19 protein-coding genes and 1 riboswitch are annotated in these 17,919 nt (G+C 37.1%); of the genes, 8 read left to right on the top strand and 11 right to left on the bottom strand.

What is annotated here, in order from left to right:
- Positions 1-140: 140 nt before the first annotated feature.
- Both ACFWDE_RS06095 and ACFWDE_RS06090 read right to left on the bottom strand, forming a co-directional pair.
- Positions 141-743 carry a molybdenum cofactor guanylyltransferase gene (locus ACFWDE_RS06095; protein WP_377890780.1) on the bottom strand — a complete coding sequence of 201 codons (603 nt, stop codon included), beginning with the start codon at positions 741-743 and terminating at the stop codon, positions 141-143.
- Positions 740-1,249 (bottom strand): MogA/MoaB family molybdenum cofactor biosynthesis protein, encoded by a 510-nt coding sequence (locus ACFWDE_RS06090; protein ID WP_377890778.1) that lies wholly within the window; start codon positions 1,247-1,249, stop codon positions 740-742. Before ACFWDE_RS06090 ends, ACFWDE_RS06095 begins: the two co-directional genes overlap by 4 nt.
- A 261-nt stretch (positions 1,250-1,510) precedes the next feature.
- On the opposite strand from ACFWDE_RS06090, the gene ACFWDE_RS06085 reads away from it, so the two are divergent.
- Positions 1,511-1,690, top strand: coding sequence for a hypothetical protein (locus ACFWDE_RS06085; RefSeq protein ID WP_377890776.1), 180 nt, complete (start codon positions 1,511-1,513; stop codon positions 1,688-1,690).
- Positions 1,691-1,696: 6 nt separating this feature from the next.
- On the top strand, positions 1,697-1,879 hold the full coding sequence (locus tag ACFWDE_RS06080) for a hypothetical protein (protein ID WP_377890774.1): 183 nt from the start codon (positions 1,697-1,699) through the stop codon (positions 1,877-1,879).
- Positions 1,880-1,993: 114 nt separating this feature from the next.
- Here ACFWDE_RS06080 and metK read toward each other — a convergent pair whose 3' ends face one another.
- Positions 1,994-3,193 carry a methionine adenosyltransferase gene (metK, locus tag ACFWDE_RS06075; protein WP_002145260.1) on the bottom strand — a complete coding sequence of 400 codons (1,200 nt, stop codon included), beginning with the start codon at positions 3,191-3,193 and terminating at the stop codon, positions 1,994-1,996.
- Between the two features lie 169 nt (positions 3,194-3,362).
- Positions 3,363-3,484, bottom strand: a riboswitch (SAM riboswitch).
- Positions 3,485-3,712: 228 nt separating this feature from the next.
- Here metK and pckA point away from each other — a divergent pair.
- Both pckA and ACFWDE_RS06065 read left to right on the top strand, forming a co-directional pair.
- Complete coding sequence (pckA, locus tag ACFWDE_RS06070) at positions 3,713-5,299, top strand: phosphoenolpyruvate carboxykinase (ATP) (RefSeq protein WP_002145259.1); 1,587 nt, start codon at positions 3,713-3,715, stop codon at positions 5,297-5,299.
- Positions 5,300-5,589: 290 nt separating this feature from the next.
- On the top strand, positions 5,590-5,787 hold the full coding sequence (locus ACFWDE_RS06065; protein ID WP_078180110.1) for a hypothetical protein: 198 nt from the start codon (positions 5,590-5,592) through the stop codon (positions 5,785-5,787).
- Positions 5,788-6,066: 279 nt separating this feature from the next.
- Here the strand turns inward: ACFWDE_RS06065 and ACFWDE_RS06060 are convergent, their stop codons facing one another.
- On the bottom strand, positions 6,067-6,450 hold the full coding sequence (locus ACFWDE_RS06060) for an ATP synthase subunit I (protein ID WP_377890771.1): 384 nt from the start codon (positions 6,448-6,450) through the stop codon (positions 6,067-6,069).
- A gap of 290 nt (positions 6,451-6,740) precedes the next feature.
- Between ACFWDE_RS06060 and ACFWDE_RS06055 the strand changes: the two genes are divergently transcribed.
- Positions 6,741-6,962 carry a hypothetical protein gene (locus ACFWDE_RS06055; RefSeq protein WP_002123250.1) on the top strand — a complete coding sequence of 74 codons (222 nt, stop codon included), beginning with the start codon at positions 6,741-6,743 and terminating at the stop codon, positions 6,960-6,962.
- A gap of 28 nt (positions 6,963-6,990) precedes the next feature.
- Here ACFWDE_RS06055 and ACFWDE_RS06050 read toward each other — a convergent pair whose 3' ends face one another.
- Positions 6,991-7,896, bottom strand: coding sequence for a DMT family transporter (locus ACFWDE_RS06050; protein ID WP_377890769.1), 906 nt, complete (start codon positions 7,894-7,896; stop codon positions 6,991-6,993).
- Positions 7,897-8,168: 272 nt separating this feature from the next.
- On the bottom strand, positions 8,169-8,492 hold the full coding sequence (locus ACFWDE_RS06045; RefSeq protein WP_016095945.1) for an iron-sulfur cluster biosynthesis family protein: 324 nt from the start codon (positions 8,490-8,492) through the stop codon (positions 8,169-8,171).
- A 486-nt stretch (positions 8,493-8,978) separates the two neighbouring features.
- On the opposite strand from ACFWDE_RS06045, the gene ACFWDE_RS06040 reads away from it, so the two are divergent.
- Positions 8,979-9,899, top strand: coding sequence for a Nif3-like dinuclear metal center hexameric protein (locus ACFWDE_RS06040; protein WP_377890766.1), 921 nt, complete (start codon positions 8,979-8,981; stop codon positions 9,897-9,899).
- A 315-nt stretch (positions 9,900-10,214) separates the two neighbouring features.
- On the opposite strand, the gene ACFWDE_RS06035 is transcribed toward ACFWDE_RS06040, so the two are convergent.
- The 5 genes from ACFWDE_RS06035 to ACFWDE_RS06020 form a co-directional block, all read right to left on the bottom strand.
- Positions 10,215-10,367 carry a hypothetical protein gene (locus tag ACFWDE_RS06035; protein WP_377890764.1) on the bottom strand — a complete coding sequence of 51 codons (153 nt, stop codon included), beginning with the start codon at positions 10,365-10,367 and terminating at the stop codon, positions 10,215-10,217.
- Between the two features lie 153 nt (positions 10,368-10,520).
- Positions 10,521-11,627, bottom strand: coding sequence for a hypothetical protein (locus tag ACFWDE_RS30560; protein WP_483861744.1), 1,107 nt, complete (start codon positions 11,625-11,627; stop codon positions 10,521-10,523).
- Positions 11,628-11,906: 279 nt separating this feature from the next.
- A complete protein-coding gene (locus ACFWDE_RS30555; protein ID WP_483861743.1) occupies positions 11,907-12,047 on the bottom strand; it encodes a hypothetical protein in 141 nt (46 codons plus the stop codon).
- A 155-nt stretch (positions 12,048-12,202) separates the two neighbouring features.
- A complete protein-coding gene (locus ACFWDE_RS06025) occupies positions 12,203-13,423 on the bottom strand; it encodes an ATP-binding protein (protein ID WP_377890762.1) in 1,221 nt (406 codons plus the stop codon).
- A gap of 25 nt (positions 13,424-13,448) precedes the next feature.
- Positions 13,449-14,678, bottom strand: a complete 1,230-nt coding sequence (locus ACFWDE_RS06020) for an ATP-binding protein (RefSeq protein ID WP_377890759.1) — start codon at positions 14,676-14,678, stop codon at positions 13,449-13,451.
- Between the two features lie 165 nt (positions 14,679-14,843).
- On the opposite strand from ACFWDE_RS06020, the gene ACFWDE_RS06015 reads away from it, so the two are divergent.
- Positions 14,844-16,871, top strand: a complete 2,028-nt coding sequence (locus ACFWDE_RS06015) for a catalase (RefSeq protein WP_377890757.1) — start codon at positions 14,844-14,846, stop codon at positions 16,869-16,871.
- Positions 16,872-16,892: 21 nt separating this feature from the next.
- Positions 16,893-17,702 (top strand): alpha/beta fold hydrolase, encoded by an 810-nt coding sequence (locus ACFWDE_RS06010; protein WP_377890755.1) that lies wholly within the window; start codon positions 16,893-16,895, stop codon positions 17,700-17,702.
- Positions 17,703-17,919 lie beyond the last annotated feature (217 nt).

Genomic DNA, 17,919 nt, shown 5'->3' with positions numbered 1-17,919 from the left:
ATAAAAACCCATAAAAATTAAAATATGGTTATAAAGTATTTTTACTGTATGATGATTTTAAGAAATTCCCCTTAAAATCTACTTACTCACATACCTATATACAGCAATTGTTCCCCAATTGCTGTATATCAAAAAACCTTTCATTTATTTGAAAGGTTTTTTTGAGCCTGCACATATTCTTCTTTCGTATTCACATTCATAAACCAATCCGCATTCGCTTGTACATCTTCTCCAGCAACATATTTCGCATTACATTGTGATAAAAGCTGCCCCATGCTTCTTTTTTCTTCTTGAAGTAAAGTATAAATCTTTTCTTTCACACGGTTATGATAGGCTGCAAGTAAAGGTTGCTTTCTTCCATTAATAATAGGTACAACCGCATCATATTCATCGCTCGTTTGCTCTAATAAAATAGTAAACCATTCATGCGAAACGTTTGGCGCATCGCAAGGCATAATAGCGTACCAATCTGCTTCTATGTATTCCATGCCTGATACAATTCCAGCAAGTGGTCCGTTTCCTTTATAATGCGGAATATCTTCTATAACAGGAACTTGTACTAATTGCTCTACTCTCTCTTTTATATCAATATGACTAATAACAACAACATCTTGCAAAATACTTTCCATTACTTGCACAATATGCTCAATAAAAGTAGTTCCCTTCCAAATCGCTAATGCTTTCGGTTCGCCGAATCGGCTCGACATACCTCCTGCCAGTACAATTCCAGCATACCTTTTCATTGGCGATGCAGCTCAAATGTAATATGACCTAATTCCGGTAAAATTAACTTATTCATCGCAAGACGAACCGCTCCGCTAGACCCTGGCATCGAAAAGACAACTTTACGTCCGATTGTACCGCCGATTGCTCTACTTAACATCGCACTACTTCCGATATCTTCTAAGTAACTTATCATACGGAACAACTCACCAAATCCAACAATTTCTTTATCTAATAGCACTGACACTGCCTCAATCGTTACATCACGTTTCGTAATACCAGTTCCGCCATTCGTTAACACGACATCAACATTTTCCCTATGATAACCAGCTAACACAGCCTGCTGAATATTTTCTTTATCATCTTTCACAATTTCATAAGAGGTCACTGTATGTCCTGCTTCTATTAATAGTTCATGTAATAATTGGCCACTCTTATCCGTCTCTTCCGTACGTGTATCGGAAATCGTTACAATCTTACAACGTACTTCTTTCGGTGCTTGTTTTTTATGTTCCATTACACTCATTCTTCATCTTCCCCTTCTTAAAAGCTTTTCTTCATTTTATCATACATACCTTTACACAATTCTGTATGAAGCCACCGATACGTCATGATACAATATAAGTATGAAAACCCACAAAAAGGAATTTAAATAGGTATACTATTTCCATTTCTTATACTCCTAGCTTTCACATCATTAGCTACTATTTATCTCTTCTTATGTTCTCTACATAATAGGTTTAGTTTTAAAATTTACAATATAAAACAATTCGGAGGTTCACATACTATGGAACTTTATAAAAAATTAACAACGACATTCATCCTCTTATTTACCGCTTCCATCACTGTCGGCTTTTCTTTAAAAGGCGCAATTCCATACGCTACATTAGTGAGTATTATATTCGCAACGCTATTTTTACTGAGCAGTGCTTTTTGCGCAGGAAAAGCGCGTCAAATGAAAGGGTGACCGTCTATGTTCCGTAAGAAAGCAATCCTTTGTAAATCATGTAAAAAGGAAATACAAACGTATGAAAAAGCTTGGATTCATATCCCATTTCCGGCAAGTGGTATGACAAATATGAAGAAGTATATTGAGCTAGACGGGGAAGTTTATTGTAGTTCTTGCATTCAAGTAGTAAATAAAGTGAAACTTTAATCAGTGGGGATTTTGTTCTTCCCCACTGATTATTAGTTGAACCAATCGGGCTTTTGCGGGATAAAACCAAATAAAAGAAGCTTTGCGACACGCGCAAAGCTTCTTTTTCATATATTATAGACCAGCTTGCTCTTTTAAAGTAGCTGCTTTGTCTGTACGTTCCCATGAAAGATCTACATCAGTACGTCCGAAGTGGCCGTAAGCTGCTGTTTGTTTGTAAATTGGGCGACGTAAGTCTAGCATTTTAATAATACCAGCTGGGCGAAGATCGAAGTTGTTACGAACTAGTTCTACTAATACGTCTTCAGATACTTTACCAGTGCCTAATGTATCAACTGAAATTGATACTGGTTGTGCTACGCCAATTGCGTATGCAAGTTGTACTTCTGCTTTGTCGGCAAGACCAGCTGCTACGATGTTTTTCGCAACATAACGAGCTGCATATGCTGCAGAACGGTCAACTTTCGTTGCATCTTTACCAGAGAATGCACCACCGCCGTGGCGAGCATATCCACCGTAAGTATCAACGATGATTTTACGTCCTGTTAAACCAGCATCACCTTGTGGTCCACCAATTACGAAGCGGCCAGTTGGGTTAATGAAGAATTTCGTTTCTCCATCCATTAATTCTGCTGGAACTACAGCTTTAATTACGTGCTCTTTTAAATCGCGATCGATTTCTTCCCACGTAACATCTGGATGATGCTGTGTAGAAATTACAATTGTATCCACACGTACAGGTTTACCATTTTCATCATACTCAACTGTAACTTGCGTTTTTCCATCCGGACGTAAGTATGATAATGTGTCATCTTTACGTACTTCAGTTAAACGACGAGCTAATTTGTGAGCAAGCGAGATTGGAAGTGGCATTAATTCTTGTGTTTCATTACATGCGAAGCCAAACATTAAACCTTGGTCTCCCGCACCAATTGCCTCAATCTCAGCGTCAGTCATTTGACCTTCGCGTGCTTCTAGTGCTTGGTCAACACCCATAGCGATGTCAGCAGATTGCTCATCGATAGATGTTAAAACTGCACAAGTTTCTGCATCGAATCCATATTTTGCGCGTGTGTAACCAATGCCTTGAATTGTTTCACGAACGATTTTTGGAATATCTACGTAAGTAGAAGTCGTAATTTCCCCCGCTACCAATACTAAACCAGTTGTTACAGTTGTTTCACAAGCTACACGTGCATTTGCGTCCTTTGCTAAGATCGCATCTAAAATTGAATCAGAAATTTGGTCACAAATTTTATCTGGATGTCCTTCAGTTACAGACTCAGATGTGAACAGATGACGTTTTTTTGTCATGTGGTAAACCTCCCTACAGTAATTGTATATATTGTACGGAACTCATCCTTAATTTGCCACAAACTGCGACATACATTTATTCTCCCACACAAGCATACAGAAAAACCTTTCCTACTTAACATAGAGGAAAGGTTTAATTTGCTACTTGCATACTGCTTTTTGCCCTTTGCTCTTATCGTTCGAGACCGTTAGCCTCGCACAGGTTTTAGCACCTATTCACCTGTATTTACCACTACAAGTGAGGTTGCTGGGCTTCATCGGGCCTGTCCCTCCGCCAGCTCGGGATAAGAGAGTATCCGTCCCAACTTATACTAAAGAAATGATATTCATTTGTCAATTAATATTCACATTTTCCTGAAAGTTTTTCTCAATACGCATAGAATGAAATATTAATAAGAAAATGATATATTCACACAAACAAAAATAAATAAATAGTATACATTATTTATATAATTGTGTTATACTCTTGATGGGGATTACGAGAAATATTTCATTAAATGAAAAGGATGGTATATAAATATGAGTACTGTGAATGTCCAAATTGGTTTACATGAATTATTGAACGGAAGCAATGCACAGATTCAATTAAGTGTTCCGCAATTAGTGGAAAAAGTATTAATGCGAAACGAAGGGAAATTAACTTCTACTGGTGCCGTTTCTGCTTCAACAGGAAAATACACAGGACGTTCTCCTAAAGATAAATTTATTGTGAAGGAAGCATCGGTTGCTGACAAAATTGCTTGGGGAGCCGTGAACCAACCGATCTCTGAAGAACATTTTAATAAATTATATATAAAAGTTTTAGAATACTTAAAAGAAAAAGAAGAGTTATTCATCTTCAAAGGATTTGCTGGCGCTGATCGCAACTATCGCCTACCAATTCAAGTTGTTAACGAATATGCATGGCATAATTTGTTCGTACATCAATTATTTATTCGTCCAACTGAAGAAGAATTAACAACTCACGAATCAGAGTTCACAATTGTTTCTGCACCAAACTTCAAAGCAGATCCAGCAATTGACGGTACAAATTCTGAAGCATTCATTATGGTTTCATTCGAAAAACGTATCGTACTAATCGGTGGTACAGAATACGCTGGAGAAATGAAAAAATCAATCTTCTCTATTATGAACTTCTTATTACCTGAACAAGACATTCTTTCTATGCACTGCTCTTCAAACGTAGGCGAAGAAGGCGACGTAGCACTATTCTTCGGTTTATCTGGAACAGGTAAAACAACATTATCTGCTGATCCAAACCGTAAATTAATCGGTGACGATGAGCACGGTTGGTCTGATAACGGTGTATTCAATATTGAAGGCGGTTGCTATGCAAAATGTGTAAACCTTTCTCATGAGAAAGAACCACAAATCTTCGATGCAATCAAATTTGGTTCAGTTTTAGAAAACGTTGTCATTGATGGTCAAACACGCATCGCTGACTATAACGATACTACTTTAACAGAAAATACACGTGCCGCATACCCTATGCATGCGATTGACAATATCGTACTGCCAAGTGTTGCAGGACATCCAAATACAATTATTTTCTTAACTGCTGATGCATCTGGCGTATTGCCTCCAATCAGTAAGTTATCAAAAGAGCAAGCTATGTACCATTTCTTAAGCGGTTACACTAGTAAACTAGCAGGAACTGAGCGCGGTGTTACATCTCCGCAAGCTACATTCTCTACTTGCTTCGGTTCACCATTCTTACCGCTTGATGCATCTCGTTATGCTGAAATGCTTGGTGAAAAAATCGAGAAACATGATGCAAAAGTATTCTTAGTAAACACTGGCTGGACTGGTGGCGAATACGGCGTTGGTAAACGTATGAACTTAGGTTACACTCGTGCAATGATTCAAGCAGCACTAAGCGGTGAACTTGCTAAAGCTGAAACTGCAAAACACGACATCTTTGGCCTTGAAGTACCTCGTCACGTTCCAGGTGTACCTGACGAAGTATTAATGCCTGAACAAACTTGGGCTGACAAAGATGCTTACAAAGCAAAAGCAATTGAGCTTGCAAACGAATTTAAAGAAAACTTCAAAAAATTCGATAGCGTTTCTGCAGATATTATTAACTTAGGCGGTCCGATCGCTTAATTACAAATTTTCTGTTGGAATAACCCTTTTACTCATATGAATAAGTGTCGTGTAACCGTAAAGTTCCGTGTACTCACCGACAAAACCCAATGCGGCTTAACGGTTATACACACTTACATAAAAAGAAGCTTACGTAAAAAACGTAAGCTTCTTTCTATATCTTATATAAAGTGAAACGTTAATCTCTTCATCTGTGACTTAGCTCATAAACTTACAGAAAATTCATTTTATAATCATTCATTTTTAGTTTTTTATGATGAAATTGACATATACAGGAAAGAGTGAGGCCTATGAAAAATTTTTCTCGTACAGGAAAAATTTTATTCAGTTATGGAGCGATTCAAATGTTTTGGGGACTTGTAATGCTTAACGTTAATTTATTTGAGCATACAAGTGAAACGATAAAATACGTTATTCTAATTACCGGAATAGTTTGTTGTATTGTATCCAACTTTTTTAAAGAACCTAAGAGTCATACTAATACGTGATTGCATGTTAACTTATTGGGAGCAGAAACCTGCATTTTATGCAAAGTTACGCTTCCTGTTGTACTACCCCTCGCCAGATCCTCTATTCCAGAGTAAAGCAACTTTCAATTTATATACTTGAATTTTCACACATACAAATCACGGCTTCGAACATATAAATTATATCCCTACTCACTACCTCCCTCTGGTTTCACACCGCATGGGACTAAAAAAGGATCTGACCGCTTCTATCCATCGCCAGATCCTCTATTCCATCTAAAAAGAGGCTTTTTATCTTTTTTAGCTCTTTGATAATTCTTCTTCATCTTTCATACTATAATACCCTAAATTAACAACGATTAAGAAATAACCACCCATAATCCCAACTGCAAATGCCCACATAACCATATGGTGCTCAATTTCGTACATAATAATTGCACCAAGGATCGCCGCTGCGTAGCGATTAAACATACCAAGTGTCGGTGCCTTCGTTTTCTTTACAATACTATCTCCAAGCTTTTCGATACGCCTTCCTAAAATCCAAACGCAATACATACTTACAATAAGTCCAATGCCTGCACCTAAAAAATGTGCTGAAAAAGGTGTCATTGCCCAGCCTATTAACATTGCGCCTAGCAAATAATACATTTGAATTTTAAACGACCTCAGTGACATACTAATCATGCTGTACTCCTCTTCAATGGTTTTTATTTATCCAACAAAAGCTACATAACTCATTTCTTTCGAGTCCATGCTACTTAAAATCCATTTCATTCAAATTAAAAACAACATAAACTGTATGTTTATGTTGTTAAAATGCTTTTAGAAAATAATATTATACAAGATTTCTAATATAGAATCCCTCATAAATGTGACGTTTTTCAAAACATTTTCGTCCAATTATGAAAAAAGTGATATCAATCTATGAACATACGGATATGATGTAATAAGCACATAAATAAAGGGGGCGTCTAATGATTTATTTTTTAATGGCTCTCATTCATCTCATTGTCCCTGCACTTATTGGACTTTCATTATATTGGTACACGAAAAAACATAGTATTTTCTATGCTGTCCTCGGTGTTCTTCTTCCAGGAATTATTCTTATTACACTCTTCCGCATTCCTTTTCTTAATTTAATTCCACTTATTACTGCTATCTTGTTTCTCATCTTCTTACCAAAAATAAAAAAATAGGAAAGCAGATCATAGATGATCTGTTTTCCTATTTTGATATAGGTTCTTGCACGATAGAATGAGCTTCTACTTTCTCTGATTTCACAAACCATAGACCGAAGAAAATGATAATTCCACCGATTATTTGTTGAAACGATACATATTCATTTGCCCATACAGCTGCAAATAAAACAGCTACAAGCGGTGTTATATACATATATACCATCGTATGTGACGCACCAATTTTTTGAACACCAACATACCACATCACTAAACCGAATACAGTCACGAAGAAAATAGAATACAGCAAGGCAAACCATGTCATCCCGTGTGTAATGTGAAATGGCATTACAAATACATGTGGACCACTTAACAATAAGAGCGGAACCGCTCCAACTAATGTCGACCATGCAGTAACACGTAATGCTGAGTATCTTTTAATAAGCGGCCCTGCTAAAACGGGATAAAGTCCCCAACATATTGATGTAATAAGTCCAATCCCATTTCCGTAGAAAGAACTAGCGAGTGAATGCCCCGCTACTAAAACTAATGTAGCACCAATAAAGGCAATCATGGAACCAACTAACTTTCGAGAAGAGAATTTTTCTTGTTTCAAGAAAATCGCAAATACAGTTGTAAAAATAGGTGAAATAGAAATGAGTAAAGAGGCATTTGTAGCGGATGTATATTGTACAGTTTCCATGAATAGCGTTTGATACAGTACAATACCTACAACGCTAACAATGATTAATCTAGGTATATCCTTTTGCTCCATATAAAGTGACTTTTCGATAAAGAATGTAAGGAGTAACAGGAGCGGTGCAGCCGTCATCATCCGAATTGCAGTAAACTCAATTGCTGTAAATTCTAAAAGTCCATATTTCGCAATCGTATAGTTAATACCCCAAATAATAACGACACTTAAAATTAATAACTCAATTCCCCATTTTCTCATACGCAATCCCCTCCGCAAAAAGAATTATACAGAAAATTCAATCACATGTACATTTAATTAACTGAAAAGATTCATAAGAAAAAGGAACATACAATATGCTCCTTCATATATATTCATTTTAACTTTTCAACATATAATTCACTGCCATTCAGAATAAAAAATAATCTCGTACCCATTTACTCCCTTTGTTTTAACTTGGCATGGGGCAGAAAAAGGATCTGACCGCTTCTATGCATGGCCAGGTCCCCTCTCCCATCTAAAAAAGAAAGGTTCTATACTCGAATATGAAGCTTCATATTTGGATTATAATACTGGCTCGGGCTCTTTAATTGAAAATGTCCCCCGGATGCTTGTAAATCAACCGTTAACTTATCATCCATAAATACAAGCTTTGTGCGATCTGCAATAAAGTTTAGTACGCTTGATTCAATATCTACATCGCGCTCATCTTTCTCTGAAACGGCTACTAAATCAATAATCCCGCTCATAACACAACCGCAACCTTCATTATCGTAAAATAACTTTATATATTTCGCTTCATTTGGAATCGTATCCATAATCTTTTTATATGCTGCTTCTGTTACAGTAACGTACATGCGTGAATCTACATCCTCTCTTCTCGTATCATTTATATATTGTACCACCATTTTTCTTAAATTTTATATACAGAAAATTAAGACTAATATACAATGTATGTGGTAAAGGAGGTTATATCACTGATGTTCAAACTACAGCGATATCCCACTTTCTTAAGTCTATTAGGTAGCTTTTTTATTTCTAGCGGAATGGTATTACAACATATACTTCCCTATTCTCCTTCTATTGGCTAGATTCTAGGTTTTATCCCGCTATTTGTGGGCAGTTAAGACTCCCACCTCAAAATTCAGCTGAAGCAAAGAAGTTAGGTGAGAGGCGGGCTGCCCGTAAAAGCCCGATTGGTGTGGGCTAATAATCAGTGGGGGATAGACAAAACCCCACTGATTAAAGTTTCACTTTATTTGTTTTACATCCGCTTCTTATTTTGCTATGAAAAATAAAAACAACTAACACAGTAAGAATTATCTTAAGGAGGATTACCAAACATGCCAGTCTTAAAAGAAATAGAACAATCACTTAATCATTTATTCCAAATTGAAAAATACGGAAAAGACAGTTCCTTTAGTCGGTTCATTCCAGCCACATATGATCAGATCCAGTTTCCATGGCAACAATTTTTCGAAGCAAATTTTGTGGAGCTATTTAACGGTCTTATGATACGAGGTGCCCAAAATGTAAACACAGTATTTTTAGCTGTCTTCCCAACTGATGATATTCTTGAAACATTCATTTCACAATCCATGCCAGGTGATTTACTCTTTATGCACCATCCACTTGTGATGGAATGCGGTGATCCGCTCGGGAAATCAGGGAGAGGCTTTATTCCAATTCCACAAGAATATTTGCAGGCAATAAAAGAGAAACAGCTTTCTATATATACATGTCACGTTCCAATGGATTTTCATCAAACATATGGAACTAGCATTTCAATTGCAAAGGCACTTCAAGCTAACGTAATTGACGGATTTGCTTACGGTGGTCCAGAGCAAGAGCCAGTCGGTCTTATTTGTGAAATAGATGAAACATCAACAGAAAAACTCCAAAAACGTTTAAAAAAACTCTTCCATATTCCTTACACAGACTTCGAAGGTAAACAACATGATTCCATCAAGAAAATTGCAATTATCGCTGGCTGCGGCGATGTCGTATCTTTAATGAAAGAAGCAGAAGAAAAAGGCGCTGAAGCGTATATTACAGGAGAAATCCATTGCCATATCGACAATGATTACGGTAGACATAAATACTCGCTTATTATGGATTACGTGAAAGAAACAAACATGTCACTCATCGGTGTGTCACACTCTGCCTCTGAATATTTAGTGAAAGAGACATTGATGTATGATTGGTTTAAAGAGAATTTTGATGTAGATGTTACTTTGATGCCGCAGGAAAAATGGTGGTTATAATTTTTAAAGAGGTATCTTACTTTAGCTACCTCTCTTTACTACCATTAAAATTTCATACGTTACTTTAAAAACATGATTATCCCCTTCAAATCCTTTCCTTCTCTTTGCTCTCCATAACGCAAAACAAAATTTTGCCCCCTCCTGTTTTCCACATTAAAAGTCATATATTGAGTCTCCTATGTATAATGTTTCATTTTGAAACTCTCATCCGAATAATGACCAACATAAATATCCTTAAAATTCATCTTATAACCTATATATAAACAACAACCGAACCAAAATGTACAACTTACAATATATATATATTAGTTCGATTTAAAAAATATAAAAAGGAGAATAAACAACTATGTATCGACACAATTGCTTTAGTTGTGACGGTAGACGCAACAACGGGTCCATTGGCGGAACAGGGCCTACTGGTGCTACTGGCATTACTGGACCTACTGGAAGCACTGGTGCTATTGGCATTACTGGCCCCACTGGTGCGGGCTTACAGGGTACCACTACATTTAGTCTAGCTAATGCACCTACCTATAAAGCTGGACAAGTTGTTACCTATACACGTAGTGGTTACGTAGCACAAAAAGATGCACCTCAAGGATTTCCACATGTATCTCCAGATTATATAGTATTAGTCGAAGGAGGACCTACTGGAGATACTGGACCTACCGGGAGCACCGGACCTATCGGAAACACTGGACCTACTGGAAACACTGGATCTGCCGGAATCACTGGAAATACTGGCATCACTGGACCTACCGGGAACACTGGATCCACTGGCATTACTGGACCTACCGGGAACACTGGATCCACTGGCATTACTGGACCTACCGGGAACACTGGATCTACCGGAAGTACTGGACCTACTGGAAACACCGGGACTACCGGAATCACTGGATCTACCGGGAGCACTGGACCTATCGGGAGCACTGGACCTATCGGGAGCACCGGACCTACTGGAAACACTGGATTTGGATCTACCGGGAGCACTGGATCTACTGGAATCACTGGAAATACTGGGAACACTGGACCTACCGGGAGCACCGGACCTACTGGGAACACTGGATCTATCGGGAGCACCGGACCTACTGGAAACACTGGACCTACCGGAATCACTGGACCTACCGGAATCACTGGATCCACTGGCATTACTGGACCTACCGGGAACACTGGACCTATCGGGAACACTGGATCTACCGGGAGCACCGGACCTACCGGAATCACCGGAAATACCGGGAGCACTGGACCTATCGGGAGTACCGGAAGTACTGGACCTACCGGGAACACTGGATCTACCGGAATCACTGGAAATACCGGAATCACTGGACCTACTGGGAACACTGGATCTACCGGAATCACTGGAAATACCGGGAGCACCGGACCTACTGGAAACACTGGATCTACCGGGAGCACCGGACCTACCGGAATCACCGGAAATACTGGGCACACTGGATCTACCGGGAGCACCGGACCTACTGGGAACACTGGATCTACCGGGAGCACCGGACCTACTGGGAACACTGGATCTATCGGGAGCACCGGACCTACTGGAAATACTGGAAATACTGGAAATACCGGGAGCACTGGACCTACCGGGAGCACCGGACCTACTGGGAACACTGGGACTACCGGAGGTACTGGACCTACTGGGAACACTGGGACTACCGGAAGTACGGGACCTGCTGGAAGCAGTTCAGCAAAAAGCATCCTTTTCCAAGGAACTAACACTGAGTTTCAACGTATAGCAGGTGCTCCAGCAGTTGACTCCAATATTATTCCTTATGTAGTTGCTGGATTTGGAAATATAACTGGTTTTTCTGCATCTATAAATGTAAATAATTTACCTATAGAAGTTTATACAATTCAAATCTGTACTAATGTTCCAACAAACCTTTCTGCCCCTACGTCTAATCACGTTATATCTACTATTACTTTTACCACTACGGCTAAAATCACTGGAACAATCACATTTACTATTACCCCTTCGGACGTTGGAGCACAGTTAGTTCAAGTGTACGATCCTACCCCTTTACCAGGACCCGCCACCGTTACTTGGACTAGTACAACAACTGGAAATCCAGTTTCAAGAGGCGATGCATTATGCCTATATATTAGCCCTGGGATTACTGACAGTGCTGTATACTCCATTTTTTTAATTACCTCTATTTAAGACTAAACTTTAATCAGTAGGGGATCCCTTCTCTACTGATTATTAGTTGAACCAATCTGATTTTGACGCAGGATAAATAAATAGAAAACATCACTTTTGACAAAGTGATGTTTTCTATTTATCTCTTGCACTATCAACAAATCGGCAACATAATCTCAACAGTCGTTCCAACTCCAACTTCACTTTCAAAGTTCAATTTACCGTGGTGATCTTTAATAATTTTTTCCGTAACTACTAATCCTAAGCCTGTTCCAGTTTCTTTCGTTGTGTAAAAGGCTTCATTTAGCTTCGGAATTTTATCTTTCGGAATACCGCATCCCTCATCTATAATTTGAACAATGATCACATCTTCCACTATAACTTTTACAGTAATAGTTCCGCCAACTGACATTGCTTCAATCGCATTTTTAATTAAATTAAAAAATACTTGTTTCAATCGTTTCTCATCACATGTAATTGAAGGTATATCTTTACTATAAATAGCATGCATTTTTATCCCTTGTTCTAAAGCTGGCTTTTCCATAACCCTGATAACATAAGAGATGATTTCTTTAATATTATGAGTTTCGGATTCTACCGATTTAGATTTCTCAAATCCACTTAGTTCGTTAGCAATTATATTAATACGATCTACTTCCTGTTTCATAATGTCGCTATAAACCTTATCTTCTGGATGTTTTTTCGCTTGCTTATTCACAAGTTTTTTCAATTTCACTAACGGCCTTCTAATCTTATCGCCAATTACTGTTGCCATTTTTCCAACCATCGCTAATTTTTCTACCTTTTGTATTTCTTTATCCATCATTTCAAGTTTGCGAACGTAAGACTGAAATCTTAAAAGTATAATCCAACATATAATAGCAAATACGCTGCATAATGCCATTGGAATTAGAACGATAGCGGATTGAATAACGATTCCCATAAGAGCGTACTTTCCAACAAGTATCCCTGCTACTAACAAAAAATATCTTTTATTCACAAAGATTGGTGCAAATAAAATAAAGAATCCTTCTACTATATTACCGCCATCAAATTCAGCATCACTTCCGTAATAAATAATGAAGTTATGAATAAAATCCAATATATTATAGCCAATTAAAATAATGTACTTCACAATATATGGCTTTTTCTGTTTCATAAAATAAATTCCAGTAAAGAATAATAAGACCATCAAAATATATAACCATAAACCTAAGCCTTCTCCAAAAACATCTGCTGGCTTTAGATCTCCCTCCGAGAAAAAGACAGTAGCCTTTTCAGCAAAATCATACACAAAAAATATAACAAAGAATAAACTTAAAAATATTTTCAACGCCTTTATTTCTTCCTTTTCAAATATATAGTCTTTGTCCATATAGTAGCTCCTTTAACAACACCTCTTAATCTTGTACCACATTACGCTCAAGTTTTTTCAGAAGTACTATTTCTACTCTCGTTCCTTTCTTTACTTCACTAGAAATATGTAATTCTCCAAGATGCTCTTTAATAATTCGCTCTGCTACCGTAAGGCCTAATCCGATTTTGTCTTGCTTCGTTGTATAAAAAGCCTCTGTAACTCTTCCTAAATTCTCTTTTTTTATCCCGAAACCATTATCTACTATACTTACTATTACATAATCTCTTTTTTTATCCTCAACTTGTATTTGTAATGTTCCACCGAGCTCCATTGCCTCTAAAGCATTTTTAATAACATACAAAAATACCCCTTTTACTTTACGTTTATCACATTCAATTTCACTTCTATTATACTCTTCATTGAAGGTGAAATTTATATTTAGCTCATCCATTTTTTCACGCATATTTGCTACTGCTTGTATTAGAACATCACTTACAATATGTTTTTCATAAACAGAAGGTTTATATGTAGCAACCTCCATCAATTCGCTAATCATGTTATTTATATTTTCTATTTCAATAATCATTTGTCCATATGTCGCATCTTTTTTGTGCTTTTCTTTTTGTAATTGCGTAAACCCTTTTAATGACGCGAGTGGATTTTTTATTTCATGCCCGACTGTCGCTGCCATTTTTCCGATAACCGCCAATTTTTGTGACTGACTAGCCTCTGTAATACTTTTCCTTACTGCTGAAAGATATTGTAAAAACCGATTTAAAATAATATACGACACGAAAAGCAATAACATATTCATAACAAGAGGTGTAAATAAATTAAGTTCTCCAAATACAAATAGGTATATCATATATTTCCCTATAAGAACTGGCGTTAACATAAATAAATATCGTTTACTTAAAAATATTGGCACGAAAAAAATGAAAATAAATTCGATGATATTCCCTTCATCAAATGCTATTTTATTATGAAAGGCATACCATCCAATATTAAAAATCTCCGCAATTATGTATGCAAATAAGTATGTATATTTAACTAAATGTGCTTTGCCCCTCTCAAATAAATAAACACTAATACCTAATATAGTCATAATATATGTAATCTTCCATATTACTTTATACCAATTTTCTAAAGGCATTTTATCTTCTAATATAATGGCATATGCAACCTCGTATCCTATTAAAATAACATGTAATATCCATAAGAAAATCTTAGCGTTTTTCTTTTCTTCTTTAGCCGATAGAAAAATTCCTCTCACTTCAACACCCCTTCAAAATGATATTTCAAAGAATACCATTTATTATAATAAACGATTTTAATAGGTAAACAAAGATAAAATAAACCAAATAAGTAATATATACCCACAGTTATATAAGCATAAAACTAACGAAAAATAATACGTATAATATGGGAGGTGCTTTATATGGACGGTCGTGAAAATAAAAAAATAGAACAGTTACAATCCTTTACAAAAGACAATGAAGGAAAAGAGATGACAACAAATACAGGTGTCAAAATTTCAAATGATGAAAACTCCTTAACAGTTGGTGATCGTGGTCCTACACTTTTAGAAGATTTCCTTATACGAGAAAAACTCGCTCATTTTGACCGTGAACGAATTCCTGAAAGAGTCGTGCACGCCCGCGGTTACGGAGCACATGGTGTTTTTGAGCTATATGAATCTTTAGAAGACTTAACAATGGCTCATTTTTTACAAGAACCATCTAAAAAGACACCTATTTTTATTCGTTTTTCCGAAGTAGCTGGATCAAAAGGTGCAAATGAAACGAACCGAGATGTACGAGGATTCGCTGTTAAATTTTATACAGAAGAAGGAAATTTCGATTTAGTAGGAAACAACATTCCCATTTTCTTCATTCAAGATGGTATTAAATTTCCGGATCTTATTCACGCTCTTAAACCAGAGCCACATAATGAGATTCCCCAAGGGCAAACAGCACATGATACTTTTTGGGACTTTATCGCCAATAATCAAGAATCAGCTGCGATGATGATGTGGATTATGTCAGATCGCACAATTCCGAGAAGTTTTCGAATGATGCAAGGATTCGGCGTTCATACATTCCGTTTAGTGAATAAGCACGGAAAGTCTCGTTTCGTAAAATTCCACTGGAAGCCAAGGCTTGGCGTTCACTCGTTAATTTGGGATGAAGCTCAAAAACTAGGCGGTGCTGATCCAGATTATCATCGCCGTGATTTATGGGAAAATATTAATGCTGGAAACTACCCTGAGTACGAACTTGGCGTTCAAATTTTAGAAGAAGAGGACGAATTTAAATACGATTTCGATATATTAGATGCAACGAAAATTTGGCCGGAAGAAGACTTCCCTGTTAAAATCATCGGAAAAATGACGTTAAATCGAAACGTTGATAACGTATTTGCTGAAACAGAACAAGTCGCACTACACCCTGGAAGTATCGTCCGCGGTATCGATTTCACAAATGATCCTCTCTTACAAGGTAGACTCTTTTCTTATACAGATACGCAATTAGCCCGCGTCGGCACAAACTATCAAGAGTTACCGATTAACCGTCCGGTATGTCCTTTTCATAACAACCAAAGAGATGGTGCGTCTAAATATATAATTGATAAAGGAAAAATAGCTTACCATAATAACTCTTTAGCTAATAACTCTCCCTTTACTGTACCTGGTACGAAAGGCGGTTTCGTTACATATCCTTCTACTGTTTCTGGACATAAAACAAGAGAAACAGCCGCTAGTTTTAAAGACCATTTCTCACAAGCCCGTTTATTTTGGAATAGTATGAGCCACGTCGAAAAAATCCATATTATGCAGGCCTTCTCCTTTGAATTAGGAAAAGTAAAAAGTAGATCAGTTCGCCAACAAGTCGTAGATATGATTGGTCATATAAGTACAGAATTAGCTACTTTAGTAGCTGAAGCAGTCGGGGCAACAGTACCAAATGTTCAAGAATCAAATGTTACAAACTCCTCACCAGCACTAAGTATGGAACATACAACATTTAGTCCAAATACATTACGAGTAGGCGTCATTGTCGCAAACGGATATGACGGGCAAAACGCACAATCTATGCTACAGCAATTCAAACGAGTCGGTCTTCAGCCAGTAATTATTTCCGAACGATTAGGTATAGTGCAAGGAACACAAAATGTACAGTGGGAAGTGAATGATACTTTCTTAACAGGATCACCGCTTCTTTATGACGGGCTATTTCTTATTGGTGGAAATCTTGATGATCATTTTCTTAACAAAGCAAGTTCATTTGTCGTAGAATCATATAATCACTTTAAGCCACTTGGCGCTTTCCAAAATGGAACTACTATTATTCAATCTTTAAATATCGAAGGAAAACCTGGGGTTATAACAGAACAAAACTCTACACTACTTGCGAATGAATTTATTCAGGCAATGACAAAACAGCGATTTTGGGAGAGAGCCTATTAAAATGCATGAGGAGGATACATCATGTTCGTTACAGTGGAAAAAGATGTACACATTTTTGTTGAGGATATTAACCCAGGCCCTGGAAGTAAACCTGTCTTCTTCGTTCATGGCTGGCCTTTAAATCATCAAATGTACCAATATCAATTTAATATCTTACCACAACATGGTTTCCGCTGCATTGCCATGGATATACGAGGAAACGGACAGTCTGATAAACCATGGACTGGTTACACTTATGATCGTTTAGCTGATGATATCGCAATTGTATTAGATGCACTTCAAATAGAAAATGCTACGTTAGTTGGTTTCTCAGTCGGCGGTGCTCTTTCTATTCGATACATGTCACGATATAACGGTCGCCGTATTTCTAAACTTGCATTAATTGATGCCGTCTCCCCCTCTTTCGTAAAAAACCAACAATCCCCTTACGGCGTACCGAAAGAGCAAGCAGATGCTCTGATTGCTCAAATGTATGCAAATTTGCCTAAATTTCTTAATGATGTATCTTTATCATTTTTTAATAGAAACTTAGGAGCTGCCACGTTAGAATGGTTTTCTTATCTCGGTATGCAGTCCGCTTCTTATGCTCTCATCAAAATTTTGCAAGCTGCTGCAAACGAAGACGTAACGAAGGACTTAAGTAAAATTAACGTCCCAACAAAAATATTCCACGGTGTTCACGACCAACTCATTCCTTACAAAAGTGCTGAGCTAACAAAAGAACGAATTAGAAACTCTGTGCTATATCCTCTTACAAATAGCGGTCATGGCTCTCCAATCGATCAAGCGGATGAATTAAATAAGGAACTAATAAATTTTTTAAATTCATAGTTCCTTTACAGTAAAAAAAGCCTGTCTGTTTGTAAATCCACACAACTTTATTATAACTTGTTTTTCTGAAATTTTAATATATATCTAAATAAAAAAACTCTTAGAAACCTTAGAGAGTTTTTTTACGAATTAAACAAATTATCCAATTATATACTAAATGAAAAATTCACACACTTCTCACAAATCAATTATTAAAACGACTCTATTTTAATTTATA

Origin of the sequence: Bacillus sp. NPDC060175 (assembly GCF_042728695.1) — a bacterium.
Lineage (GTDB): Bacteria > Bacillota > Bacilli > Bacillales > Bacillaceae_G > Bacillus_A.
Note: the sequence above shows the minus strand (reverse complement) of the source record. Positions and strands in the feature narration are given on the sequence as shown.